This window comes from Tardiphaga sp. 862_B3_N4_1 (assembly GCF_051811085.1).
Lineage (GTDB): Bacteria > Pseudomonadota > Alphaproteobacteria > Rhizobiales > Xanthobacteraceae > Tardiphaga > Tardiphaga robiniae.
The window spans coordinates 376,297-399,403 of record NZ_JBPWQB010000001.1 but is presented as its reverse complement, the minus strand read 5'-3'; the positions used below and the strand labels follow the sequence as shown (position 1 = coordinate 399,403).

Sequence of the window (23,107 nt, the reverse complement as noted above, 5' to 3'; positions counted from 1 at the left end):
ATCATTGAATGAGAGGACGGGGAGAGGATGTCACCCCACCCCGCCGAATCCTGACGACGCTGCGCGTCGCCAGTCCTCGTCGACCCTCCCCCTCCAGGGGAGGGTAAGAAGCCGCCTTACGCCGCCTTGGCGAGCGAAGCCTTGGTCTCGGCAAAGGCCCAGTCGATCCACTGCGTGAGGATTTCGACGTCCTTGGCTTCGACCGTAGCACCGCACCAGATGCGCAGACCGGCCGGCGCATCGCGATAATGCGCGAAGTCGAAACCGGCATTTTCCTTCTCAACAGCCGCGACCAGCTTCTTGGCGAAGTCAGCCTGCGCGTCCGGCGATAGCGCGGTGATCGCGGGATCGATCACCTTCATGCACACCGACGTGTTGGAGCGGATCGCGGGATCGGCTGCGAGGAAGTCGATCCACGGTGTCTTCGCTTTCCAGTCAGCGAGCGCCTTGGTGTTGGCATCGGCACGCGCGATCAGCGCCTTGAGGCCGCCGACCGACTTGGCCCAGCCGAGCGCATCGAGATAATCCTCGACGCACAGCATCGACGGCGTGTTGATGGTCTCGCCGACGAAGATGCCTTCGTTCAACTTGCCGCCCTTGGTCATGCGGAAGATCTTCGGCAGCGGCCATGGCGGCGTGTAGCTCTCCAGACGCGCCACGGCGCGCGGCGACAGCACGAGCATGCCATGTGCGGCTTCGCCGCCGAGCGCCTTCTGCCAGGAGAAGGTGACGACATCGAGCTTCGCCCAGTCGAGCGGCTGCGCGAAAGCGGCCGAGGTCGCGTCGCAAATGGTCAGGCCTTCGCGGTCAGCCTTGATCCAGTCGGCATTCGGTACGCGCACGCCGGAAGTGGTACCGTTCCAGGTGAAGACGATGTCCGAGTTCGGATCGGCCTTCGACAGGTCCGGGATTTCGCCATAGCCGGCATGCAGCTTGGTGACGTCCTTGAGCTTCAGCTCCTTGACGATGTCCGAAACCCAGCCTTCACCGAAGGATTCCCAGGCGATGGTGGTGACGGGACGCGGCCCGAGCAGCGACCACAGCGCCATCTCAACGGCGCCCGTATCCGATGCCGGCACGATACCGATGCGGTAATCGGCGGGCACTTCAAGCACTTCACGCGTCAGATCGATCGCGAGTTTGAGCTTGTTCTTGCCGATCTTCGCACGGTGCGAACGGCCAAGGGCTGCGTCGGTGAGTTTTTCGGGGGTCCAGCCGGGGCGCTTGGCGCAGGGGCCGGAGGAGAAATGCGGCACGTTGGGCCGCGAAGAAGGCTTCGCTGCAGTCATAATCTATCCTTCCAGATAGCTAGCCTCCCGTTGGGGGGAGGTGTCCCGCTGGCGTGGATATGGGAACCGACCCAAAGCGTCAAGCGACTTCCGGGCTATCACGCGTCATTGATCTTGGGTGACATCGCCCGCCGGGTCGTGATCCTTCACAGACGATGCACCCGCAGGCATGGCGAGGTCACCGGACGATGCAGTGTCATCGGGTACCAGGGGCACGTCGTTCAGCAATTCCGACGCATAGACCACGAGCTGCGCGGCACGGCGGCGGCTGCCGACTTTCATGACGCTTTGATCGTCGACCTTCACGACATAGTCGCTGCCGACCTTCTCAATCGAATAATTGCTCATGAGTCCTTCCAACGTCCCCGCGTATATGGATACGTCGCTCGTCCCCGCACGTTCCGAAACAAATCCCATCAGCGCTTCGCTGGTTTACGGGTCATTAACCGGAACACCGACACCCACAGCCGCATGATACCGGCCCTCTTCGTCATTTCCCGCTGACGGAACGAACATGCGCGGTAGGGCAGCGATGACCCTCGCTGCCCTTGCGTTTGAGGTTGCGGCTTACTCGCTCTCACGAGTGACGCCTATCGTCCGACCTTTCCGGGAAAGCCCGGCGCTTTCGGATTATCCCCAGGCAAACCGCTCGGCGACGCGCCGGTGCCGATCCGTCCCGGCGTCGTTGTGTTCGGCGCACCCGGCTGACTCGTGCCGCCGCCCATACCCGTCGTGCCCGTTGCGGGAGGCGGCGAGACATTCGGGCTCGGCATCTGCGTTACCGGGGCGCCCGTGACACCGTCCGTGCCGGCGCCTTGGGCCGAGGCGAATGCGGTCGAGGCCAGAAGCGAGGCGACGACGATAGCGGAAAAGCCAAATCGGGATTGCATGGGCAGCTCCATCGTTGATGACGATGGGCAACCACCGGTCCTGTTCGACGTTCCCGACCGCACGGCATGGTGATCGCGCGTGGCCTAGAAGCGGAACGTCATGCCCACATGACTGTCAGCGAAACCGAGCCGTTTGTAGAAGCGCTGGGCATCGACCCGGGTCTGATGCGTCAGCAGCTCGACGAGTTTGCATCCCCTCGCCTGTGCCTCGCCAATGGCCCATCGCACCAGTTGTTCGCCGATACCCTGGCTGCGCAGCGTCGTCGAAACACGAACATCCTCGATGAGCGCTCGCGAAGCGCCCTGCGAGCTCAAGCCCGGCAAGATGCAGAGCTGCAGGCATCCGACCACGCTGCCGTCGCCGCCTTCTGCAACCATCAACCGGATATTTGGGTCATGCGCGAGTTTATCGAAGGCCTCGTAATAAGATTGCGGCAGTGGGTCCTCGATACGCTCGCGGCCACGGCCAAGCGCATCATCGGCCAGCATTACCACGATCGCGACGACGTCCTCGCGGCGCGCAGGCCGTAGCTTGATCTGCGTATTCACGAAATACCCAATGCCTTCTCGCTATCGGCGATCCAGCGCCTGATCGATGCGTAACCGTCGAGATGAAAGCCGCCCTCATGGGCCACGCGCGTATAGGCCAGCAACGATGCGTCAGCCAGCGAGACGCGATCTCCCACAAGGAAACGCGATGTCGTCAGGTGATGCTCCATACGCACCAGTGCGAAATAGCCGCGCTTGAGCTTCTCAGGATCGAGATCCGAAATCGCCTTGCCGAGATAGACGATCTGATAGCGACACACCGCGATATAGGGCTCGTGGCTGTATTGTTCCCAGAACAGCCATTCATCCATCTTGGCGGCGTCATAGGCATCGGTCGGGATCAGATCGCTGCCACGCGCGAGATAGCGGATGATGGCATTGGACTGCGCGAGCGGACGGCCGTCATCGAGCACAACGGTCGGCACCTGGCCGGCGCCGTTAAGCGCCAGAAACTCCGGCGTCCGGCTCTCGCCCTTGCTCGTATCGATATCAATCCACGTATAGGAAAGTTTGAGGTGATCGCTCACCCACTTCACCTTAAGGCAATTGCCGGAATTCAGATCGCCGTAGATCTTCATTGTTGCTCCCCTGTACGGAAGCAAAAGAGCAGCAGCCGCGCTACACTTTGTCAAGCGAGCGCGGGGTGGATGTCAGAACTTATAGCCGATACCGGCTCGGACGGTATTGATCGAGGTATCTACTTGGGACGTGAAACGGATGTATTCCCATTCACCGCGCAGGAACAGGCCACCAACGATCGCCATGTCGAAGCCCAGACCAGCGGTATAGCCGTAGATCAGGTGGCTATACTTGCCATCCTCGATGGTGTTGTTGAGTTGCCGCCCTAGCAGATTGGATGGCGTCGTCGATCCCGGCCCCGCGGTGACGAAATCGCCGACAAAGGCCGTCCGGACGATGTCAGCCTGGCCAAGCGCCAGTCCACCGAAGGCGTAGGGCAGGAAGTTGCCAAAAGCATAACCGGCGCGAGCACGGAATGTGCCGATATCGCTGATGCTAATCGAACTCGACGCGCGCGACGTCACCGTATGATAATTATTATCTGACAGTAGGCTGTATCGCGACATATCGCCTGAAGATGCACCGCCGAACTTGCCATGAACGTAACTCATCTCAAGTCCGATTACGACGTCTTCCCACTGCGAGTTGTAACCTGCGAAACCGCCATACACCTCGGAATGGCCCGACTGGTTGGTGAAACTGAGCGGCCATGATGCGACACCCGTTTCCCTGCCGACCAAGGTGTTGGCCACCAGGCTCCCCGTCATGTCGGAGTTCGAGCCTTTGAATTTGGTATCGCCTGATCCGTAGCCGACCTGTCCGCCGACATAGAAGCCGTCCCAGATCGCGCGTGTTGAACTCAGTCCCTCGGGGAACGAACCGCGGAGCACCGGAAAATCCGGCATGTCAGCCGCTTGAGCAGTTTGCACGACGCCCAGCAGAGCTGCAGCGATCAGAAGTCTACGCATCACGACAATTCCTCAACTCACCGAACTGTCCCGATCATCCGCTGTTAACCTTAATCATTGGTTGCGATGATACTACCCGTGCAAAACAAAACGGCGCGGGAAGCTCCCGCGCCGTTAAGGTCTCTTAAGATAGTTGAGGCGATCAGCGCTTGCTTTAGCCCTTGCGGATCAACGGCGGCGGCGCATATGCCGGCGGGCTGTCGAGGTTCCAGCGCACGCCGAGCTTCAGATCATGCGAGGTGATGTCTTTGAACTGCATCGCCACGCCGCGGGTGAAGCCATCATAGGTGGAGACCGGTCCGGTCTGGCCATCGCCGAGATTCATGTAGCTGTAGCCGAGTTCGACGGTCATTGCCGGATTGACCTTGTAAGCCAGGCCCGTGTGCAGGGCCCATGCGAAGTTCCACTTCGATGCAGCCGGTGCACTTGCGTAGCTCGGGAACGGGCCGCCGATGAAGGGCACGCCGCCGGCAGAACCGACATTGATCGCACCGTTATCCGTGTAGTTCCCGATATTGACGCGAGCCATACCGACGCCGGCGCCGACGAACGGGGTCACGCACCACCAGGTGCCGAGATCGACGTAACCATTGGCCATCACCACCCATTCGGACTTGGTGGCGTTGTAGTTGTTCACGCCGGTACCGACGAGGCCGCTCGACGGGAACGTCACGTGATCGGTGCCCTTGAAGTTCGAATTGCCGCGATATTGGCCGGTGATGTCACCGCGGAACCAGTTGTTGAACTGATAACCGACGCCGAGCTGGAAGATGCCAGCCGTATCAAAGGCAGTGGTCTGCTGAAGCGAGAGGAGATTGGCGTTGCGACCGTCACCCATCTCGATGTTCTTGACGCGCTGGTTGCTGAAACCAATATCGCCGCGCAGGTACCAACCGCCGAAGTCTTCGACCGGCGGCGGCGCATACATCTGAGGCGGTGGAGCAATGGGCATGTCGGCAGCGAGAACGGCGGTCGACATCAGGGAAGCCGCGCCCGCGGCCAGAATGAATTTAACGCTACGCATTGGCTTCGTCCTTTTGGGCCAAAGAGGCAACTAATGGAGGCCTCACACTCGGAAACTCACAAACGGACGATGACACCAACTCCTTAAGCGGCGCTTAACCCTAACTTTTAAGGTTGATATTTGGTGACGAAAATGCACGCAAATTCCATCACGCCACTGCGTCGCCACAGTTACTAACAATGTCTTGCTATCAAACCGCGCTGCAATGCGCCGTGGCATCGCCAGGTGTTAACGAGGACTTACCTGCCCGGAGCCTTCGGCTCTGACCGGATCAAAACCAGGCTCCAGCTTTTTGTTGACGCGTTTCCTTGATGCGAACCGGTGCCCACTTCGCTCCAAAGCGCTCCAACGCGAACTATCAAAACGCAAAAGAGCCGCCTCGCCCGGTAAATATTCGGACAAGACAGCTCTTCATGTCAGTTCGGCAGTGATCGCGCGCTGGCGCCTTGGCCAGGGCGAATGAACAGGAAGCTTACGCCGCGGCTGCGTGGCCCAGCGCGTCAACGATGGAATCCACCACTTCCTCGACCATCACGCGGTCATCGCCCTCTCCCATCACGCGGATGACTGGCTCCGTGCCCGACGGGCGGATCAGGAGACGACCATGGCCGTTGAGGCGCTGTTCACCGGCAGCGATGGTGGATTTCACTTCCGCATCATCAAGCGGCTTGCCGCTGCGATAACGCACATTCTTCAGAATCTGCGGCAACGGATCGAACAGGTGGCAAACTTCCGACACCGGCCGACCGAGCTTGGTCACCACGGCCAGCACCTGCAGCGCGGCTACGAAACCGTCGCCTGTCGTCGCATGGTCCGACATGATGATATGGCCGGAGGGTTCGCCACCGACATTGTAGCCGTGCTGTAGCATCTGCTCGAGCACATAGCGATCGCCCACCGCGGTGCGGATGAGGTCGATGCCCTGCCCCTTCAGGAAGCGCTCCAGACCGAGATTTGACATCACGGTGGAGACGATACCCGGCTTGGCAAGCCGCCCGTCTTCCTTCCAGCTCTGCGCGATAACGGCGAGCAACTGATCGCCATCGACCAGATGGCCACGCTCGTCGACCATGATCAGCCGATCGGCGTCGCCATCCAGCGCAATGCCAATATCGGCGCGCATCTCGCGCACCTTGCGACTCAGCGCTTCCGGTGCGGTCGATCCGCATTCCTTGTTGATGTTGAAACCATCCGGCTCGACGCCGATGGAGATGACGTCCGCGCCGAGTTCCCAGAGCGCCTCCGGCGCCACCTTGTAGGCGGCGCCATGGGCGCAATCGATGACGACGCGCAAACCATCAAGGCTGAGATTTCGTGGCAGCGTGCGTTTGGCGAATTCAATGTAACGATCATGCACCCCGTCGATGCGGCGCGCCCGACCGAGGCTGGCGCTCTGCGACAGTCTCTTGTCGAGATTCTCGTCGAGCAGCTCCTCGATCTGCTTCTCGACATCGTCCGACAGCTTGTAACCGAGCGGTCCGAACAGCTTGATGCCGTTGTCCTCGAACAGATTGTGCGATGCGGAAATCATCACGCCGAGATCGGCGCGCATCGACTTGGTCAGCATCGCCACGGCGGGCGTCGGCATCGGCCCGACCAGCAGCACATCCATGCCGACCGACGTGAAGCCTGCCACCATCGCATTTTCGATCATGTAGCCGGACAACCGGGTGTCCTTGCCGATCACGACACGATGACGGTGTTCGCCGCGCTGAAACACAAGACCTGCGGCCTGCCCAACCTTCAGTGCCAGTTCCGGCGTGATCAGACCATTGGCGCGGCCGCGAATGCCGTCTGTCCCGAAATATTTACGGCTCATGGTAACCCCCAATGCCCTCGCGCTTCGCGCGAGGGCTCAAAACCCTGTCTCAGGCGACTGACCCATTGGCAGCGCCATATATGTGACGGACTTATAAGGCTCGGGCCCCTAAAATCGCTTCAAAAAATATGATGAATCATTACCAAGGCCCGGAACACGTAATTAACGACAAGCCATTGATATTACTTATATACCTTAACTCTCGTGTATTGCCTTCGATGGAGCATCAGCTGACCGGAACCCGGCCCGCTCAGCCCTTTCGCTTGATATGCGCGTCCGCCTTTGAATGGGCAGGCTGGGTCACACTGACCGGATCGGAGCCCGGAAAAGTCTCCTCCAACCCTTCGTCCAGCGCAACTTCCAGCTGTCGCTTTTCTTCGTCCTCGGCTGCCTTGCCGGGAGCCTTGCCGGCCCCGTGGCCTGCTGGATTTGTCTTGGAGCCGGACATTCTGGCCTCCTTCAATTTCGACGACATTCCAATGACAAGGATGATATGGCGGACCGCCTAACCATGCTAGATGACACCGAAACAAGCAAATACAAGCAAAGACAAGAACGGCTGGGACATCTCATGAAGCATATCACCTGCATCGAAGATCTTCGCCTCGAGCACAAGCGCAACGTGCCGAAGGCGTTCTTCGATTACGTCGACCATGGCTCCTATAGCGAAGACACGTTCCGTGCGAATTGCGAGGATCTGCAGAAGCTGAAGTTCCGCCAGCGCATTCTGGTCGACATCGCCAATCGCGACACCTCGACGACCATCCTCGGTGAGAAGGCCACCATGCCGCTGATCTGCGCGCCGGTCGGCTCAACCGGCTTGCAATATGGCGACGGCGAAATTCACGCCTGCCGGGCGGCGCAGGCGGCGGGCATTCCCTATACGCTCTCGACGATGTCGATCAATTCGATCGAAGACGTCGCCGAGAATGTCGAGAAACCGTTCTGGTTTCAGCTCTATGTCATGAAGGATCGCGGCTTCATCAAGGAATTGATCGAGCGCGCCATCAAGGCGAAGTGTAGCGCGCTGGTGCTGACCGTCGATCTGCAGGTGATCGGCCAGCGTCATGCCGACATCAAGAATGGCCTGTCGGTGCCGCCTCAGATCTTGAATGTGAAGAATCTGATCGATTTCATGAGCAAGCCCGGCTGGCTGGTGCGCACGCTGAAAGCCAAGCGGCGCAACTTCGGCAACATCGCCGGCTTCGTGAAGAACACCGACGATCTCGGCTCCGTCGCGCAGTGGACAGCATCGCAATTCGATGCGTCGTTGAACTGGAAGGATCTCGACTGGATCCGCAGCATCTGGCCCGGCAAGATCGTGATCAAGGGCATTCACGATATCGAGGATGCCCGCGAAGCCGTGAAGGTCGGCGCGCAGGCGATGGTCGTGTCCAACCACGGCGGACGTCAGCTCGACGGCGCACCGTCGTCAATCTCGGTACTGCCGGGGATCGCCGATGCCGTCGGCTCGGAGATCGAAGTGATGTTCGACAGCGGCATCCGCTCGGGGCAGGACGTGATGCGTGCGCTCGCACTCGGCGCCAAGTCCTGCATGATCGGCCGCGCCTATATCTACGGCCTCGGTGCCTATGGCGGCCCCGGCGTGACCAAGGCCCTGGACATCCTGCGCAACGAACTCAGCGTGACCATGGGCCTGTGCGGCGTGAATTCGATCGCCGAGATCGACAGGCACGTGCTGGTGCAGTGAGGACTCGTCAGATCGCCGCGTCGATCCACGCGGCGATCGTATCGACGACTTTTTGCTCGATGCCGTAAGAGCCGTGCGGAGACAGCGATCCGCAATCCGTGGACGAGCGCTGATCTCCGCCACTGACCCTGAGGACCTCGACGCGCGGCGCGCCACTCATCGCTGCTGCGATCTTGTCGGCGTCTTCCGGCGGTGCGACATTGCAGCGATCGTCTGAATTGGCAACGACGAGTGCGGGCACATTGACTCGTTCAGGATGCGCGTCGAACACCGTCTCGTGGCTGCCACCAAGGCGCGACACCGACTCAGTGAGCACGATACCTGCGATCTGACCGTCACGCAGATTCGCTGCGCCGTTCATCGCCGCAATCGAGCCTTGGCTGGTCCCGAGCAGGAAGACCGGTCCCGGCGCCTGCGCGTGAGCCGCAGCGACGAGATCGCCCACAAGTGCTGCATATTGCGGCGAGCTGCGCAGCCCGCGCAAGTTCTGACTATCGACGGCGTCGGGGATCAGCACCGCGAAACCCGCAGCATTCCAGAGCACGCGCGAACGGACGACGAAGTTGTTACCGTGCGCTATTTCGCCATCCCGGGCGATGCCTACATCGCTTGCTCCGCCGGGCAGCATCACGATGGTCGCGCGTGGATGCGATGGACTGGCGTAGAGCGCGCGCTGCCGATCGCCGCCATGAACAGGCAGGTTCAACACCCGCTCCGTCGTGGAGGGCGCTGTCTGCGCAGCAGCGAAGTGCGGCGCAGACAACAACAGAGATGCGAGGATGAGGCACGGTGCGAGCAATGGTCTGCGCAAGAGCTTCTCCGCTGTTTCGAATTTCTCACATCGGCGGCGTCAGCCCATCCAGCCCGACATTGACGCGTGCCGTCTCGAAGGTGCCGTCATCCTTCTTGGTAGCGCCCATGATGATTATCTTCGCGCCAGGCTTGAGTTCATCCTTGTTGCCCGGCACGAATGTCACGATCGGCGTGTCGGGCGTCACGGTCACTTTCTTTTCCCCGTCCTTGTACTTCACCGTCACCGTCTGGCCATCGGAGGCCTGGACCTTCTGATCGACGGTGGCATTGGTCATGCTGCTGTTGGGGCGCAGATCCCACGGGCGCGAGCCTTCGCCGGTGCCGCGCATCGCTTCTGGAAAGATATGGATCGCGATGGCCTTCTGCGACCCATCGGCCTGCGGCATGCCGGTCACGCCGATATAGGAGCCGGGCTTCACCTCGGCCATTGTCGTTCTGGCAATGCCTGTCACGGTGACATTGTCCGTCATCTTCACTTTGCGCTCGTCGCCGTCGCGCGTCTTGATCGTCAGCACCGCGCCGTCGACGGCTTCGATGGCACCACGGATGCGTAGGGGTTGCGGCTGCTGCGCCGATGCAGCGGAGATCAGCAATGAACCAGCAAGAAGTGAGCCCGCGAACAAGCGAGCCGAAGTCGATACGATCTGAACCATAGGGGAATTTCCTTTGACGACAGCGCCCACCGCTGCAAATGGAAACCCCAAGGCCAAATAGCTATTCCCCGCTCACGCCACCGTGAGATCGGCCTCGACGAGGCGACGCAGTTCCGGCGTCACATCGGGGCGCTGCCCGAACCAGAGCTCGAAGCCACGCACGGCCTGATACAACAGCATGCCGAGACCATCCGCGGTGCGGAGGCCCCGCGCCCGGGCGCCGGCGAGCAGCGGAGTGTCGAGCGGCACGTAAACGAGATCGGCGACGACCGCCTGGTCAGGCAACAGATCGAGGTCGATGATCAATGGCGGCTGGCCGCTCATGCCGAGCGACGTGGTGTTCACCAGCAAGGATGCGCGCGGCAACATGCTGGCGACATTCTCCCACGCCAGCGGCACCACCTGCGAGCCGAATTGCGCGGCCATCGCCTCGGCGCGATCGAGACTGCGATTGGCGACATAGACATGTTTGATTCCGCGTTCGAGCAATCCGAACACCACTGCACGCGACGAACCGCCCGCGCCGAGCACCAGTGCATCGTCCGTGTGGTCCCAATCGTGAGCCGCATGATCGAGATTGTCGATGAAGCCTTCTATATCCGTATTGGTCGCGCGTAGCGTGCCGTGGTCATACCATAACGTGTTGGCGGCGCCGACTGCGCGCGCGCGGCGATCCGGTGAGGTCAGCTTCAGCACACGCTCCTTGTGCGGGATCGTGACATTGGCGCCGATGTAACCGTGCTTGGAGAGGTTCATCACGAATTCGGCTACGCCTTCCGGCGGGATCGACTCGATGCTGTAACCGCCCGGAATATCCATGCTGCGCAGCCAGTGATGGTGGATCAGCGGCGAGCGCGAATGCGCGGCAGGCCAGCCGATCAAACAGGCGGCGCGGGGCGTGGTCTCGTTCGGCATCATTCATCCTTCGCTTCAGGCGGAAGCGTGCGTAGCATAAAAATCATGCAGGGGCTCTTAATCATCAGACAGTTTTGCGGCGCACAGCAAGTCCGGCAACCATGCAGACGATCAATACTGCAGCTGCGAGCAACTGCCGATGCCATCAGCTCGACGTCTCCTGGATCGCTGCAGCGCGTCGGATCTTGATCTCGCTGACGGCCACTGCAACATCAGCACGGTATTTGACCAGTGGCGGTCGCGCGCCGTGGGTCAGCAGCGCCCGGCGCACGCCCTGCGAGGTGCCGGTGAGAATGACGCGGACGCCCTGTCGCTTTGCCTTCTCAGCAATGCCCTTGATCGCATTCGCAGCAGTCGAATCCAGGAAGGGGACCGCGGCAAAATCGATCACAAAAGCCTTGTGGCGATCCGAAAAGCCGTCGAGCACAGATCCGATGGTGGAGGCCGCGCCGAAGAAAAATGCGCCGGTGATGCGATAGACAACGACGTCGGGATCGGCAGCGAGACCGGGATCATAGGGTTTTCGGTCGCCATTGGCGTCGTCGGCCTTGTCGGCCACGACCAGCGGCTTATCCGCCTCGATGCCGGTTGTTTGCGCCATGCGGTTGATGAACAGAATCGCGCCAAGCGCGAAGCCGACCACAATGCCCTCGGTAAGATCGCGGAAGATCGTTAGCAGGAAAGTCGCCGACAGCACGGCAGCATCGCCCCATGATGACCGCAGTAATGTCGCGAATTCATGCTTCTCCGCCATGTTCCAGGCGACCACGGCAAGCACCGCGGCGAGCGCCGCCAGCGGAATGTAACTTGCCAATGGCGCCGCGACGAGAATGAATACCAGCAGGAATACCGCATGCAGCATGCCCGAGATCGGGCCGTGCGCGCCGGCGCGGACATTGGTGGCGGTTCGCGCGATGGTGCCGGTCACGCAGATTCCACCGAACAGCGCCGAGCCGATATTGGCGATGCCCTGCGCCACCAGTTCGCAATTGGAGCGATGCCGCCGGCCGGTCATGCCATCGGCAACAACCGCCGACAAAAGCGATTCGATGGCGCCGAGCAGCGCGAAGGCAATGGCATCGGGCAGGATGGCCTGCAATTTGGCGAAGGACATCGCGGGCAGCGTCGGCAACGGAAACGATTGCGGAATGCCCCCGAAGCGGGTGCCGATGGTTTCCACGGGTAACGCCAACGAAGCTGCCGCGACAGCGCTCACGACCACCGCGATCAGAATGCCGGGCCATGATGGCCGCAGCGTCCGGAGCCCGACAATGATCGCAAGCGAGACGATGGTAACGGCAACGGCCGCAGCGTTCACCGTCGGCAACGCTGCACCCAGTGCCTCCAGTTTGGGAATGAGATCTCCCGGCTCCTTGCCAGTCAGCGTCAACCCCAACAGATCCCTGATCTGGCTGGCGAAGATGATGACGGCAATGCCGGCTGTGAAGCCGACCGTGACCGGATAGGGAATGAACTTGATGTAGGTGCCAAGCCGGAGATAGCCGGCCGCCGTCAGAAAAATGCCCGACATCATAGTGGCGAGGATCAGTCCATCGATGCCATGTCGGCTCACGGTCGCAGCCACCAGCACGATGAAGGCGCCGGCTGGGCCGCCGATCTGAAAGCGGCTACCACCCAACGCAGACACGAGGAAGCCGCCGATCACAGCGGTGATGAGGCCACGATCCGGCGACGTCCCCGAGGCGATGGCAATCGCCATCGACAGCGGCAGCGCCACGATCGCCACCGTCAGACCGGCGAGCACATCATCGCGAAATGCCGCAAGATTGTAGCCTTCGCGCAGCACCGTGATCAGTTTCGGTGTGAACAGCTCCGCGAATGTCGGCTGATGTGGGCGCCGCATGCCCCCGCCAGAAATGCCCATACTCGGCTCGCCTCTGTCGCACGCAGCGACTCGTCTCGATCTGCCAGTTTTATCCATCCACCTTAGGCGGCGGACCGGGCTGCTTCAGACGCACCCCTCGGCCACCGGAGTCGCTGCGGGTGTGTTCGCCGATCAATTCGACGCCGGCGCGATTGAACGCGTCCACCACCTTGATCAGCGAATCCACCACGCCCCTGACATTGCCTTCGCTCGCTTCCATGCGCTGGATGGTCGGTAGCGACACGCCGGCCATTTCGGCCAGCCGCTTTTGATCGATACCCAGCAGCGCACGGGCGGCCCGCATCTGAAACGATGTAATCAAGGGCGGTTTCCAGTTTCACGAGTCTTATATCATATGTGAGATATCTTCAATGATGTATAAAACATCACTCGATCGGCGAAGCCGCCATGGTCGCCACGAACTGGGCGACAGCGGCGCGCGATGTCAGGCGTCGTTTGACGCCGCCGAAGTCGTCGAACAGCGCCAGGTGGCCAGCGAACGAACTCGACGTTTTGCGCTGCCAGTAGGCCTCGGCCCAAGCCAGAAAATCTGCACATTCCTCGGCCGTCGCGCCACGCCAAGGGCCCCGGAGAGCGAGGCTATCACGACAAACCTCCGGGCTCATGTCGAGCCAGATCAATGCTGTAGCGCGCGGCAATGCCGCTTCGACCAGCCAGCCGTAAACGCCTTCGATGATCCAGTTCGACTTCACGGCAAGGGCGGCCACCAGTTCTTTGGCCTGCCCCTCGTCGCGCTTCACACCGACCCTGTCCAGCCAATGGATATGATCGAGATCTGCGCGTTCGCCGCCGACGCGGCTTTCAAGCTGCCGCGCCAGCGTGCTCTTGCCCGAGCCGCTATTGCCAATGATTACAACCCGCGGTCCAAGCGTCATGGGCCACTGTACTAAGCCGCCACCCGATGCGCTGCAACGATCTGGTCGGCGGCGCGGCCCGAGACTTCGGCCATATGGTCGAAGCTGCGGGTGAAGCTGCCGGCGCCAGCGGTGGCCGAGCGGAGCTCGACGATCAGGTCGCCGATCTCCGCTTCCGGCAACATCGCGCGCACCGTGTCCCAGCCCGGCCAGTTGTCGCGGGTATCGAAGCCGAGAATCTGGCCGCGCCGTCCTGACAGGATGGCGTTGACTTTGGCCGTGGCCTCGGTGGGACAGACGATCTCCACCGTATGGATCGGCTCCAGCAGCACCGGCTGGCATTGCGGCAGCGCCTCGGTGAAACCGATGCGCGCAGCCGTCCGGAAAGCCTGATCGGATGAATCGACGCTGTGATACGACCCATCGGTGAGCGTCACCTGCACGTCGATGACGGGGAAACCGAGCGGACCACGCTGCAGCCCGTCGACGACGCCTTCCTGCACCGCGGGAATGTAGTTGCGCGGCACCGCGCCGCCGACCACCTTTTCCTGGAATGCAAAGCCTTCGCCGCGCGGCAACGGGCCTATCTCCAGCACAACGTCGCCAAACTGGCCGTGACCGCCGGACTGTTTCTTGTGCCGGCCGCGCTGGGTGATCGGTTTACGGATGGTCTCCTGATAGCCGATCACCGGTGCATGCGATTTGACGTTAATGCCGAAGCGTTCGTGCAGGCGCTCCATCGCCACGCGCAGATGCATCTCGCCCTGCCCCCACAACACCACGTCATGGGTCTGCGCATTATTGACCACCGCAAGCGACGGATCTTCCTCGGTCAGCCGCAACAGCGCCTGCCCGAGCTTGACGTCGTCCTTGCGATCGGCGGACGCTAGCGCCATCGCCAGCACGGGCGATGCAGCTATGACACTCACGACAGAGGCCGGCGCAGTCTTGCCGGTCGAGATCGTGTCGCCGGTCCTGACATGATCGAGCTTGCCGAGCGCGACGGTCTCGCCCGCTTCGGCCGATGCGCGCTTGCTGTCATGTCCGCCGCTCGCCGCAAGAATGCCGGAGACACGCCCGCTTTCGCCCGACGAGGACAGCAATGTTGCGCCATCATCGAGATGACCACTCAGCACGCGCGCGTAAGACAGCTTGCCGCCATGCTGTAGATGGCTGCTCTTGAACACGTAACCGATCGCATCCTTGCCGTCAGGCACGCCGAGGCGCTTGGCCGTCTCGGCCACGCCGGGTGCCTCGTGGCGTAGCGCCTTCATCAGCCGCAGCACGCCATTCTCGCGCATCGCCGAGCCCAGCAGCACCGGACAGATCAGACCTTCGCGCAATTCGCGCGCGAGATCGTCGAACACGGCGTCGGCCGGCGGCGCGATGTCGTCAAGCAACTGCTCCATCAGCGCGTCGTCATGATCCGCAAGCTTCTCCAGCATGGAGAAACGCGCCTGCTTCTCCCGATCGAGATCGCCGCCTTCGAGCTTGATGACTTCGGACGCCTTGTGCTCGCGATAGACGAAAGCGCGCTCCAGCGCGAGATCGACGAAACCGGCGACCAGATCGCCGTTCCAGATCGGGATCTGCCGCAGCACCAGCGGCACGCGCGAGGCCGGCTGCAATGTCGCCAGCGTCTCGCGCACGCGCTTGTGGGCGCGGTCGATCTTGTTGAGAAACAGAAATCTGGGAATGCCGAGGTCTTCGAGTTCGCGCAGGATCAATTGCAGCTGCGGCAATTTTCGCGCATCCGCCTCGCAAACCACGATGGCTGCATCGACGGCGGGTAATGCCGCGCGCATGTCATGCGCGAATTCCACCGAGCCCGGACAGTCGATGAATGTGTAGCTGTTGCCCATGAAGGTGGTGGTCGCAGCCGTCAGGCCGACGCCCATCTTGTGGGCTCTGGCTTCCGCATTGGCATCGCCGATGCTTGTCCCATTGTCGACGCTGCCGGCCCGCGGGATCGCCCCGGTGCGGGCCATAATCGCTTCAAGCAGTGTGGTTTTTCCGCTCTGGAAAGGGCCCACCAGCGCAATGCACTTTGCGGCATTGCCTTGTGGACCGCGGGGACTTCTCAGGTCTTGTCCCATTGCCGCCTCCTCATGTGGAGCTCGGCCCATGATTGGGTCGGCGGTCAATGCTCCGCCCGGTCCGGATATTTGGCAAGATGGAAAAGTTGCTGCGCTGCGATGAACGTGATCGGATTGCGCCATAAAAAATCCGGCTCCGCCATGGGCGAAGCCAGATGGATTTGTGCGAGCGATCGCCGCGAGATCAGCGACCGGGGCGCAACTCCAGGCTCTGCAGACCGGCGGCGACATTCAGTCCCACCGACCCCTGCAGACTGAGCGGCTGCAGGGAGAAGGCGTTTTGCGAACCGCCAACCAGGACATTCGCGCCGACGCCGACACCAACCGACGCGCTGCCCTGTGCGCCCGCATAGTTGCCGGACAGATCGCCGGGACCACTATAGTTCACCGGCACGAACACGGCCCAGGATAGCGCGGTCTGTTCGGTAATACCAAGATCGATGCCCACTTTGCGGATCGTGGCGACATAAGGCTGATCCGGACGACCGGTACCGGTGAGCACGCAGCCGAGATTGGTCACCGAGCCCACGACGAATCCGACGCTGGCTCCGCCCCGGCAATTCAAGACACCGACCTGCACGCCTTGCTGCGACTGCGCTTGCGATGCAGTGAAAAAGGCGGCGGCAGCGATACCGAGAACAAGCGATGAGAGGCGGACCATCAGGAATCTCCGGGTGATGAACGGAAGTAAGGATGTGGATCGACTATCCATAGCTAATGATACCGCCCAATGACAGCGTCGCACGCGCAGCGCGCGCAACAAAAAAGGCCCGCTCACGCGGGCCTTCTCGTTAACCTTGCCGGATCGCTTACGCGATCACAGCGATCGCTGGCGATCGTAGCGATCGCTTAGCGATGGCTGCGATGACGGCGCTTCTTGTTGTAGCGATGACCGCTGACCGGACCGGTCGCTTCCAGTTCGAGCTGAACGATGCCGCTGGCGACGTTCAAGCCGGTCTGGCCCTGCACCGAGATCGGCTGCAGCGAATAGGTGTTGCCCGGACCGCCAACGAGGAAGTTGCCGCCGAAACCGAGGCCAACCGATGCGTTGGTACCAACGCCGCCGTAGCTGCCGGCCAGTGCGCCGCGCGGCACGCGGGTGGTCGGAGCGAAGGCAGCCCACTGCACCGTGGTGTTTTCGGTGAAGCCGAGATCAAGGCCGAAACGGCGGATGTTGGCGACGTAACCTTCGGCGCGGCCACCGGCGCTCTGGAAGACGCAGTTGAGGTGCGCATTCGAACCGACCACGTAGCCGACGTTCTGGCCGCCACGGCACTCCAGCACGCCAACCTGAACGCTGCCAGGCTGCTGTGCATTTGCGGTCGCAACCGACGCCGCAAAGGCCACGGCCGTCAGGCCGAACATCTTGGAAAGTCGCATAGTGTTACTCCACCTTGGGGATTTTGATAGCGAGGGGACAAGAAGGAAGCGCCGTGTCGAAAACAAGGCGCTTCCCGGAATAAGCCCCGAAACCGTCAAAAGTTTCGGAGCAGGTTTTGTTACCGAAGATTTCCGCAGAAGCGCTGGATGCGCTTGCAGGCATCTTCGAGATCGGATGTTTTCGTCGCGTAGGAGATGCGGAATGCCGGGCCAAGGCCGAAGGCCGAACCCTGCACCACCGCCACGCCTTCGGTTTCCAACAGTTCTGTGACGAAGTCTTCGTCATTGGCAATAACCTTGCCCGAAGGCGCAGTCTTGCCGATGGTGCCGGCGCAGGACGGATAGACGTAGAACGCGCCTTCCGGACGCGGGCAGTTGATGCCCGAGGCCTGATTCAGCATTGCCACCACGAGATCGCGGCGCTCCTTGAACACAGCATTGTTCTTCGGGATGAAATCCTGCGGACCGTTCAAGGCTTCCACCGCCGCCCACTGCGCGATCGACGACGGGTTCGAGGTCGATTGCGACTGGATCGTCGCCATTGCCTTGATGAGCTCGGCGGGACCACCGGCGTAACCGATGCGCCAGCCGGTCATGCAGTAAGCCTTGGAGACGCCGTTCACGGTCAGCGTGCGATTGAACAGGGACGGTTCGATCTGTGCCGGCGTGGTGAATTCGAAGTCGTCATAGACGAGGTGCTCATACATATCGTCGGTCATCACCCAAACGTGAGGATGCTTCACGAGGACATCGGTGAGCGCCTTGAGCTCCGACTTCTTGTAGGCGGCGCCCGTCGGGTTCGACGGCGAGCACAGGATGATCCACTTGGTCTTCGGCGTAATCGCTGCTTCCAGCGCGGAAGCCTGCAGCTTGAAGCCGAATTCTGCGGTGCAGACCACGGACACGGGCGTGCCGCCGGCCAGCGCCACCATTTCCGGATAGCTCACCCAATACGGCGCCGGGATGATGACTTCGTCACCCGGGTTCAACGTCGCCATCAGCGCGTTGTAGAGCACCTGCTTGCCGCCGGTACCGACGATGATCTGGTTCGGCTTGTAAGTCAGGCCATTCTCGCGCTGAAACTTGCCGATAATGGCTTCCTTCAGTTCGGGAATACCGTCCACGGCGGTGTACTTGGTCTTGCCGGCCTCGATGGCGTGAATCGCTGCCAGCTTGATGTTCGCCGGGGTGTCGAAATCGGGCTCGCCCGAACCAAGACCGATGACGTTGCGGCCGGCTGCTTTCAGCGCACGTGCTTTATCCGTCACCGCGATCGTCGCGGACGGCTTCACACGGTCGAGCGCAGCGGACAAAAACGACATCATCTTCTCCTGAGAAAGGTCGCGGACCCGCGGTCGGCGACGTCAAAATGGCTGATCCTGCTGGGATCGGCGCACCCTAGTGCGTGCGACGTTGCATCGCAAGAAGCTTGGGCAAAAACACATCTGGAAGTGATGCAATTCAGCAAGCGTTAAACGGGGGACGGTAGCGTCAACCGCACGTCGCAATCGACGATTTGGGCCAAAATGCACCCTTAAAATGATCTGGATCTGGCAGCACATTGAAAGCGGCGCATGGCTGACCCTCGAACGCGTGCGGGCTTACAGCCTGATCGTGCTCGCTTTGGGCACATTGGCCTTCGCCGGCTGGATTGCGGTCTCGGACGGCGTGATCGACCGCAATGGCAAGCCGATCGGGACCGACTTTTCCAACATCTATGCGGCGGGCCGGCTCACCCTCGAAGGCAAACCCGCCGACGCCTATGATCCCGCCCTGCAACATGCCGCAGAACAGAGGGTGTTCGGCCGCGATGTGCCGTTCTACGGCTGGCACTATCCGCCGTTCTTTCTCGGAATTGCCGCGCTGGTGGCCACGGTACCCTATGGATGGGGGCTCGGTCTGTGGCTCGTCGCCAGCTTCGCCGCCTACCTCGCCGCGATCCGCACGATCCTGCCCCGCCAGGAAACGCTGCTGGTGGCCGCCGCCTTTCCTGCCGTCTTCATCAATGTCGGTCACGGCCATAACGGATTTCTAACCACCGCACTGCTGGGCGGCGCATTGCTTCTGCTCCATCGCCGGCCGTGGCTGGCCGGCGTGTTGATCGGGCTATTGGCCTACAAGCCGCAATTCGGTGTGCTGATTCCTCTCGCCCTGCTCGCCGATAGACGCTGGATCACGATGGTATCGGCCGCGCTCACCGTCGCTGTCCTCATCGTATTGAGCACGGGGCTATTCGGCGCCGGCATCTGGCAGGCCTTTGCCGACTCCACTGCTTTCACTCGCGATGTCGTACTCGAACAGGGCGGCACCGGGTGGCAGAAAATCCAGTCGATCTTCGCCGCGACACGGATGTGGGGCGCCGGTCTTCCTGTCGCTTATGCCGCACAGTTCGGTCTCGCAGCCGGCATTGCCATCAGTCTGATGTGGATATGGCGCAGCCATGCAGCGTTCGAACTCAAGGCAACAGCGCTCGCGGTCGGCAGCCTGCTGGCGACGCCCTATGTGCTCGACTACGATCTCATGGTGCTCGCCATCGGCATCGCCTTCTTCGCGCGGCATGGACTCGATCATGGCTTTCGCGCGGGCGAGATCAGCCTGCTCGCATTGACCTGGATCATGCCGCTGCTGACGCGCAGCATCGCCGGCGCCATCGCACTGCCGCTCGGCTTTCTGGTGATGGTCGCTTTCTATATCATCGTGCTGCGGCGCGCACTCGCTGATAACAGCACATCGCGGCACCTTCACACACTGATCGCGGCAGCGTGATCTTCCATTGCCGAATGCTGCCTGACATACATTTTTCTCAATCCAGACTGCCGCAGCCGTTTTCGACTTTTTCCATTCCGTGGGCCTTGCGACAGGCTCGCATCAGCATCATTGTCTAACCGCGATCTGCGCTGGCCAATCGCGCAGTTGCCTTGACCTGAAATGAATTGAACATCTGCGAATGTACAAACTCTATTCGATGCAGCGCTCTGGCAATAGCTACAAGGTTCGCCTTGCGCTGGCGTTCCTGGACGCGCCTTATCGCGCCATCGAAGTAGACATCCTGCGCGGCGAGAGCCGTACCCCGGAATTTCTGGCCAAGAACCCCAGCGGTCAGGTGCCGCTGCTCGAGATCGCCGAAGGCCGCTATCTCGCCGAATCCAACGCCATCCTGTGGTATGTCGCCATTGGTACATCTCTGGCGCCGGAATCGCGGATGGACCGTGCCGAAGCCATGCAGTGGATGTTCTTCGAGCAGCACGCGCTGGAGCCGAATCTCGGTGCCGCCTATTTCTGGCTGTGCCTGGTGCGCGGTGGCCGCGACCTGCAGACCCACGCGCTGGAAGACTGGATGGAGCGTGGCTATGCCGCGCTGCAGGTGATGGAGAATCACCTCAAGATCCATGACTTCTTCGCCGCGGGCCAGCTGACAATCGCCGACATCGCGCTATACGGTTACACCCACGTCGCCGAGAAGTGCGATTTCGACCTCTCCAGCTTTCCGTCGATCCGCCGCTGGCTGCGTCTGGTGGAAACCCAGCCGGGCTTTATCTCCATGGACTGGCACCCGACCTCGTCGGAATACGATACTTTGGACGTAGTCGCCGACGCTTAAGTCCTGAAATAGCGGGCATAACCGCTGTGAATGCCATTTTCCCGCCATAGTTACGGCCAATCCCGCCCAAATCTCGCCTGCCGCAGCTGCGAATTTGTAGCACGCGGGTGATTCGCCCGCGATTTGAAGGATTTACGGCCATGGGTGCAGGATTTCAGGCGCGCCCCACGTCCATCGCATCCACCCGGTTGACCCACGCCGTCGCGGCGTCGCTCGCGGTTGGCTGTCTGTCGCTCTGCGTCATCCTCGCCCTCACCGTGATGTCGATCCCGGTGGCGAGTGCGATGCCGCTCTGACGGTCCCCACAACTCATAAACACTCAGCCGCGATGCCGCGCATCGCTTATGCAACCTGCGACTCCGTGATGGAGCCATTTCGATGAAAAGGCCCGTGATCTGGGTCACTGTCACGTTGACGGCGGCTATCGTCGTGACCGCGACCCTTCTGATCGCCACGACCACCCGTGGCGAAAACACCTCGTTCGGCTCGTCGGCCGGCAGGCTCGAAGTACAGACCGTCGCCTCCGGTCTCGCTTATCCATGGGCGCTGGCGTTTCTGCCCGAGGGCCGCATGCTCGTTACAGAACGGCCCGGTCGCATCCGTATCGTCTCGCCGCAGGGACAGTTGTCGCCTGCGGTGAAAGGCGTGCCCGAGGTGATGGCCATCGGCCAGGGCGGTTTGCTCGACGTCATCACCGACAAGAACTACGCGCAGAACACCACGATCTACTTCTGCTACTCGGAACGTTCGGGCAGCGGCGCTCGCACCGCGATCGCGCGCGGCAAGCTCATCGACGGCACTGCGCCGCGTCTCGACGACATGAAGGTGATCTTTCGCCAGGACGGCCCGCTGTCGTCGGGCAATCACCACGGCTGCCGTATTGTTCAGGCGCCTGACAGCAACCTGTTTGTCACGCTCGGCGAACACTATAGCGGCCGCGATCAGGCACAGAATCTCGATAATCATCTCGGCAAGCTGATCCGCATCGCGCCCGATGGCTCGGTACCGAAGGACAATCCGTTTGTCGGCCGCGACGGCGCCAGGCCGGAGATCTGGAGCTACGGTCATCGCAACCAGCAAGGCCTCGCCATCAATCCGGCGACCGGCGACTTGTGGGAGACCGAGCACGGGCCGCGCGGCGGCGATGAAGTGAACATCATCGGCAAGGGCAAGAATTACGGCTGGCCTGTGATCGGCTACGGCATCGACTATTCCGGCGCGAAGATCCACGAAACCACGTCGAAGGCGGGCATGGAGCAGCCGGTGAAATACTGGGTGCCGTCGATCGCCCCGTCCGGCATGACGTTCTATACCGGCGATCTCTTCCCGCGCTGGCGGGGCAGCCTGTTCACCGGCGCGCTGGCAGGCCAGATGCTGGTGCGGCTACAGCTCAACGGAAACACCGTCACGTCCGAAGAGCGCGTCCTGCAAAATCTCAACGAACGCATCCGCGACGTCCGGCAAGGACCGGACGGCGCGCTGTGGCTGCTGACGGATAGTTCGGCAGGACGAATCTTGCGGATTACGCCAGCCGGGAAGTAAGCGGTCGTTACGACCACTTGTGGAAAATGAAGAACGCCCCGAGCGCGATGAAGGCAAAGCCCAGCGCGTGATTCCAGCCGAGCGGCTCCTTCAGATACAGCACCGAAAATGCAGCAAACACGACCAGCGTGATGACTTCCTGCATCGTCTTGAGCTGGGCGGCATTGTAGACTTCGCTGCCCCAGCGGTTGGCGGGCACCGCCAGCCAATATTCGAAGAAGGCAATGCCCCAGCTCACCATGATGACGAGGGGCAACGAGTGATCCTTGAATTTGAGATGGCCATACCAAGCGAAGGTCATGAAGATATTCGAGGCCAGCAGCATCAAAATCGGCAGCAGCAGCGGCGGAATGGTGAAGGGCATTCGATCGGGGTCCTTTTTAAATCCCGGCGCTAACATTCAGGGGCCGGCGCCGGTTCCGGTGGCATCGATAGCATTTGAAGCGAACAAGGGGAAAATGATGCCGGGCTCTTCACGCGCCGTTAGCTATACCGCCGGGAAATTGTGGGCCTTTTTGCAACCAGAGGCCAACCTGCGTTTCTTACCTTTGTACGGACACAGGTACAGCCGATGCAGT

General features: G+C 61.3%; 25 protein-coding genes. 5 read left to right on the top strand and 20 right to left on the bottom strand.

Going from position 1 to position 23,107, the window contains the following annotated elements:
- Positions 1–116 precede the first annotated feature (116 nt).
- The 9 genes from AB8B02_RS01950 to AB8B02_RS01910 form a co-directional block, all read right to left on the bottom strand.
- Positions 117–1,289 (bottom strand): phosphoserine transaminase, encoded by a 1,173-nt coding sequence (locus AB8B02_RS01950; RefSeq protein ID WP_439062971.1) that lies wholly within the window; start codon positions 1,287–1,289, stop codon positions 117–119.
- A 105-nt stretch (positions 1,290–1,394) separates the two neighbouring features.
- The gene (locus AB8B02_RS01945; RefSeq protein ID WP_439062970.1) at positions 1,395–1,637 is read right to left on the bottom strand and encodes a hypothetical protein; all 243 of its coding nucleotides are present in this window, start codon (positions 1,635–1,637) and stop codon (positions 1,395–1,397) included.
- A gap of 242 nt (positions 1,638–1,879) precedes the next feature.
- Positions 1,880–2,179 (bottom strand): hypothetical protein, encoded by a 300-nt coding sequence (locus AB8B02_RS01940; RefSeq protein WP_439062969.1) that lies wholly within the window; start codon positions 2,177–2,179, stop codon positions 1,880–1,882.
- Positions 2,180–2,263: 84 nt separating this feature from the next.
- Positions 2,264–2,668 (bottom strand): GNAT family N-acetyltransferase, encoded by a 405-nt coding sequence (locus AB8B02_RS01935; protein ID WP_439064568.1) that lies wholly within the window; start codon positions 2,666–2,668, stop codon positions 2,264–2,266.
- Positions 2,669–2,724: 56 nt separating this feature from the next.
- Entirely contained in the window at positions 2,725–3,306 is a 582-nt protein-coding gene (locus AB8B02_RS01930) for a glutathione S-transferase family protein (protein ID WP_439062968.1), read from the bottom strand.
- Between the two features lie 72 nt (positions 3,307–3,378).
- A complete protein-coding gene (locus AB8B02_RS01925) occupies positions 3,379–4,215 on the bottom strand; it encodes an outer membrane protein (protein WP_439062376.1) in 837 nt (278 codons plus the stop codon).
- A 154-nt stretch (positions 4,216–4,369) separates the two neighbouring features.
- Positions 4,370–5,239: an outer membrane protein gene (locus AB8B02_RS01920; RefSeq protein ID WP_068731233.1), complete on the bottom strand. Its 870-nt coding sequence runs from the start codon at positions 5,237–5,239 to the stop codon at positions 4,370–4,372.
- 472 nt (positions 5,240–5,711) lie between these two features.
- Positions 5,712–7,058, bottom strand: a complete 1,347-nt coding sequence (gene glmM, locus AB8B02_RS01915; protein WP_089261706.1) for a phosphoglucosamine mutase — start codon at positions 7,056–7,058, stop codon at positions 5,712–5,714.
- 250 nt (positions 7,059–7,308) lie between these two features.
- Positions 7,309–7,506 carry a hypothetical protein gene (locus AB8B02_RS01910; protein WP_141137017.1) on the bottom strand — a complete coding sequence of 66 codons (198 nt, stop codon included), beginning with the start codon at positions 7,504–7,506 and terminating at the stop codon, positions 7,309–7,311.
- Positions 7,507–7,629: 123 nt separating this feature from the next.
- Here AB8B02_RS01910 and AB8B02_RS01905 point away from each other — a divergent pair, with 123 nt between their 5' ends.
- On the top strand, positions 7,630–8,769 hold the full coding sequence (locus AB8B02_RS01905) for an alpha-hydroxy acid oxidase (RefSeq protein ID WP_184513869.1): 1,140 nt from the start codon (positions 7,630–7,632) through the stop codon (positions 8,767–8,769).
- Positions 8,770–8,776: 7 nt separating this feature from the next.
- On the opposite strand, the gene AB8B02_RS01900 is transcribed toward AB8B02_RS01905, so the two are convergent.
- The 10 genes from AB8B02_RS01900 to AB8B02_RS01855 all read right to left on the bottom strand — a co-directional run bounded on the left by AB8B02_RS01900 (position 8,777) and on the right by AB8B02_RS01855 (position 18,708).
- Positions 8,777–9,580: an alpha/beta hydrolase gene (locus AB8B02_RS01900; RefSeq protein WP_439062967.1), complete on the bottom strand. Its 804-nt coding sequence runs from the start codon at positions 9,578–9,580 to the stop codon at positions 8,777–8,779.
- 25 nt (positions 9,581–9,605) lie between these two features.
- Positions 9,606–10,235, bottom strand: coding sequence for a hypothetical protein (locus AB8B02_RS01895; RefSeq protein ID WP_184513867.1), 630 nt, complete (start codon positions 10,233–10,235; stop codon positions 9,606–9,608).
- 72 nt (positions 10,236–10,307) lie between these two features.
- Positions 10,308–11,153 (bottom strand): shikimate dehydrogenase, encoded by an 846-nt coding sequence (locus tag AB8B02_RS01890; RefSeq protein ID WP_439062966.1) that lies wholly within the window; start codon positions 11,151–11,153, stop codon positions 10,308–10,310.
- 142 nt (positions 11,154–11,295) lie between these two features.
- Positions 11,296–13,035, bottom strand: a complete 1,740-nt coding sequence (locus AB8B02_RS01885) for a SulP family inorganic anion transporter (RefSeq protein ID WP_439062965.1) — start codon at positions 13,033–13,035, stop codon at positions 11,296–11,298.
- A 49-nt stretch (positions 13,036–13,084) separates the two neighbouring features.
- Positions 13,085–13,357 (bottom strand): helix-turn-helix domain-containing protein, encoded by a 273-nt coding sequence (locus AB8B02_RS01880; RefSeq protein ID WP_068731217.1) that lies wholly within the window; start codon positions 13,355–13,357, stop codon positions 13,085–13,087.
- Between the two features lie 64 nt (positions 13,358–13,421).
- Positions 13,422–13,931: an AAA family ATPase gene (locus tag AB8B02_RS01875; protein WP_309947291.1), complete on the bottom strand. Its 510-nt coding sequence runs from the start codon at positions 13,929–13,931 to the stop codon at positions 13,422–13,424.
- Between the two features lie 11 nt (positions 13,932–13,942).
- Positions 13,943–16,006, bottom strand: a complete 2,064-nt coding sequence (locus tag AB8B02_RS01870; RefSeq protein ID WP_439062964.1) for an elongation factor G — start codon at positions 16,004–16,006, stop codon at positions 13,943–13,945.
- Between the two features lie 184 nt (positions 16,007–16,190).
- Positions 16,191–16,667 carry a DUF992 domain-containing protein gene (locus AB8B02_RS01865; protein ID WP_068731211.1) on the bottom strand — a complete coding sequence of 159 codons (477 nt, stop codon included), beginning with the start codon at positions 16,665–16,667 and terminating at the stop codon, positions 16,191–16,193.
- Positions 16,668–16,855: 188 nt separating this feature from the next.
- A complete protein-coding gene (locus AB8B02_RS01860) occupies positions 16,856–17,386 on the bottom strand; it encodes a DUF992 domain-containing protein (RefSeq protein WP_068731210.1) in 531 nt (176 codons plus the stop codon).
- A gap of 119 nt (positions 17,387–17,505) precedes the next feature.
- Positions 17,506–18,708: a pyridoxal phosphate-dependent aminotransferase gene (locus tag AB8B02_RS01855; protein ID WP_068731379.1), complete on the bottom strand. Its 1,203-nt coding sequence runs from the start codon at positions 18,706–18,708 to the stop codon at positions 17,506–17,508.
- Positions 18,709–18,925: 217 nt separating this feature from the next.
- Between AB8B02_RS01855 and AB8B02_RS01850 the strand changes: the two genes are divergently transcribed.
- From AB8B02_RS01850 to AB8B02_RS01835, 4 genes are all read left to right on the top strand, one after another.
- Positions 18,926–20,152, top strand: a complete 1,227-nt coding sequence (locus tag AB8B02_RS01850; protein WP_439062963.1) for a glycosyltransferase family 87 protein — start codon at positions 18,926–18,928, stop codon at positions 20,150–20,152.
- A gap of 181 nt (positions 20,153–20,333) precedes the next feature.
- On the top strand, positions 20,334–20,987 hold the full coding sequence (locus AB8B02_RS01845) for a glutathione S-transferase family protein (RefSeq protein WP_089261726.1): 654 nt from the start codon (positions 20,334–20,336) through the stop codon (positions 20,985–20,987).
- 140 nt (positions 20,988–21,127) lie between these two features.
- Positions 21,128–21,283 (top strand): hypothetical protein, encoded by a 156-nt coding sequence (locus AB8B02_RS01840; RefSeq protein ID WP_439062962.1) that lies wholly within the window; start codon positions 21,128–21,130, stop codon positions 21,281–21,283.
- An 82-nt stretch (positions 21,284–21,365) separates the two neighbouring features.
- On the top strand, positions 21,366–22,529 hold the full coding sequence (locus AB8B02_RS01835; RefSeq protein ID WP_439062961.1) for a PQQ-dependent sugar dehydrogenase: 1,164 nt from the start codon (positions 21,366–21,368) through the stop codon (positions 22,527–22,529).
- 7 nt (positions 22,530–22,536) lie between these two features.
- Here AB8B02_RS01835 and AB8B02_RS01830 read toward each other — a convergent pair whose 3' ends face one another.
- Entirely contained in the window at positions 22,537–22,893 is a 357-nt protein-coding gene (locus tag AB8B02_RS01830) for a DMT family protein (protein ID WP_068731204.1), read from the bottom strand.
- Positions 22,894–23,107: the final 214 nt, after the last annotated feature.

Excerpts from the sequence above, each read along its gene's own strand:
- AB8B02_RS01950 (WP_439062971.1), bottom strand. The coding sequence starts at position 1,289 with ATGACTGCAGCGAAGCCTTCTTCGCGGCCCAACGTGCCGCATTTCTCC.
- AB8B02_RS01875 (WP_309947291.1), bottom strand. The coding sequence starts at position 13,931 with ATGACGCTTGGACCGCGGGTTGTAATCATTGGCAATAGCGGCTCGGGC.
- AB8B02_RS01860 (WP_068731210.1), bottom strand. The coding sequence starts at position 17,386 with ATGCGACTTTCCAAGATGTTCGGCCTGACGGCCGTGGCCTTTGCGGCG.
- AB8B02_RS01870 (WP_439062964.1), bottom strand. The coding sequence starts at position 16,006 with ATGGGACAAGACCTGAGAAGTCCCCGCGGTCCACAAGGCAATGCCGCA.
- AB8B02_RS01925 (WP_439062376.1), bottom strand. The coding sequence starts at position 4,215 with ATGCGTAGACTTCTGATCGCTGCAGCTCTGCTGGGCGTCGTGCAAACT.
- AB8B02_RS01830 (WP_068731204.1), bottom strand. The coding sequence starts at position 22,893 with ATGCCCTTCACCATTCCGCCGCTGCTGCTGCCGATTTTGATGCTGCTG.
- AB8B02_RS01905 (WP_184513869.1), top strand. The coding sequence starts at position 7,630 with ATGAAGCATATCACCTGCATCGAAGATCTTCGCCTCGAGCACAAGCGC.
- AB8B02_RS01910 (WP_141137017.1), bottom strand. The coding sequence starts at position 7,506 with ATGTCCGGCTCCAAGACAAATCCAGCAGGCCACGGGGCCGGCAAGGCT.
- AB8B02_RS01865 (WP_068731211.1), bottom strand. The coding sequence starts at position 16,667 with ATGGTCCGCCTCTCATCGCTTGTTCTCGGTATCGCTGCCGCCGCCTTT.
- AB8B02_RS01940 (WP_439062969.1), bottom strand. The coding sequence starts at position 2,179 with ATGCAATCCCGATTTGGCTTTTCCGCTATCGTCGTCGCCTCGCTTCTG.
- AB8B02_RS01840 (WP_439062962.1), top strand. The coding sequence starts at position 21,128 with ATGGGTGCAGGATTTCAGGCGCGCCCCACGTCCATCGCATCCACCCGG.
- AB8B02_RS01845 (WP_089261726.1), top strand. The coding sequence starts at position 20,334 with ATGTACAAACTCTATTCGATGCAGCGCTCTGGCAATAGCTACAAGGTT.
- AB8B02_RS01945 (WP_439062970.1), bottom strand. The coding sequence starts at position 1,637 with ATGAGCAATTATTCGATTGAGAAGGTCGGCAGCGACTATGTCGTGAAG.
- AB8B02_RS01885 (WP_439062965.1), bottom strand. The coding sequence starts at position 13,035 with ATGGGCATTTCTGGCGGGGGCATGCGGCGCCCACATCAGCCGACATTC.
- AB8B02_RS01835 (WP_439062961.1), top strand. The coding sequence starts at position 21,366 with ATGAAAAGGCCCGTGATCTGGGTCACTGTCACGTTGACGGCGGCTATC.
- glmM (WP_089261706.1), bottom strand. The coding sequence starts at position 7,058 with ATGAGCCGTAAATATTTCGGGACAGACGGCATTCGCGGCCGCGCCAAT.
- AB8B02_RS01855 (WP_068731379.1), bottom strand. The coding sequence starts at position 18,708 with ATGTCGTTTTTGTCCGCTGCGCTCGACCGTGTGAAGCCGTCCGCGACG.
- AB8B02_RS01850 (WP_439062963.1), top strand. The coding sequence starts at position 18,926 with ATGATCTGGATCTGGCAGCACATTGAAAGCGGCGCATGGCTGACCCTC.
- AB8B02_RS01935 (WP_439064568.1), bottom strand. The coding sequence starts at position 2,668 with ATGCTGGCCGATGATGCGCTTGGCCGTGGCCGCGAGCGTATCGAGGAC.
- AB8B02_RS01890 (WP_439062966.1), bottom strand. The coding sequence starts at position 11,153 with ATGATGCCGAACGAGACCACGCCCCGCGCCGCCTGTTTGATCGGCTGG.
- AB8B02_RS01920 (WP_068731233.1), bottom strand. The coding sequence starts at position 5,239 with ATGCGTAGCGTTAAATTCATTCTGGCCGCGGGCGCGGCTTCCCTGATG.
- AB8B02_RS01895 (WP_184513867.1), bottom strand. The coding sequence starts at position 10,235 with ATGGTTCAGATCGTATCGACTTCGGCTCGCTTGTTCGCGGGCTCACTT.
- AB8B02_RS01930 (WP_439062968.1), bottom strand. The coding sequence starts at position 3,306 with ATGAAGATCTACGGCGATCTGAATTCCGGCAATTGCCTTAAGGTGAAG.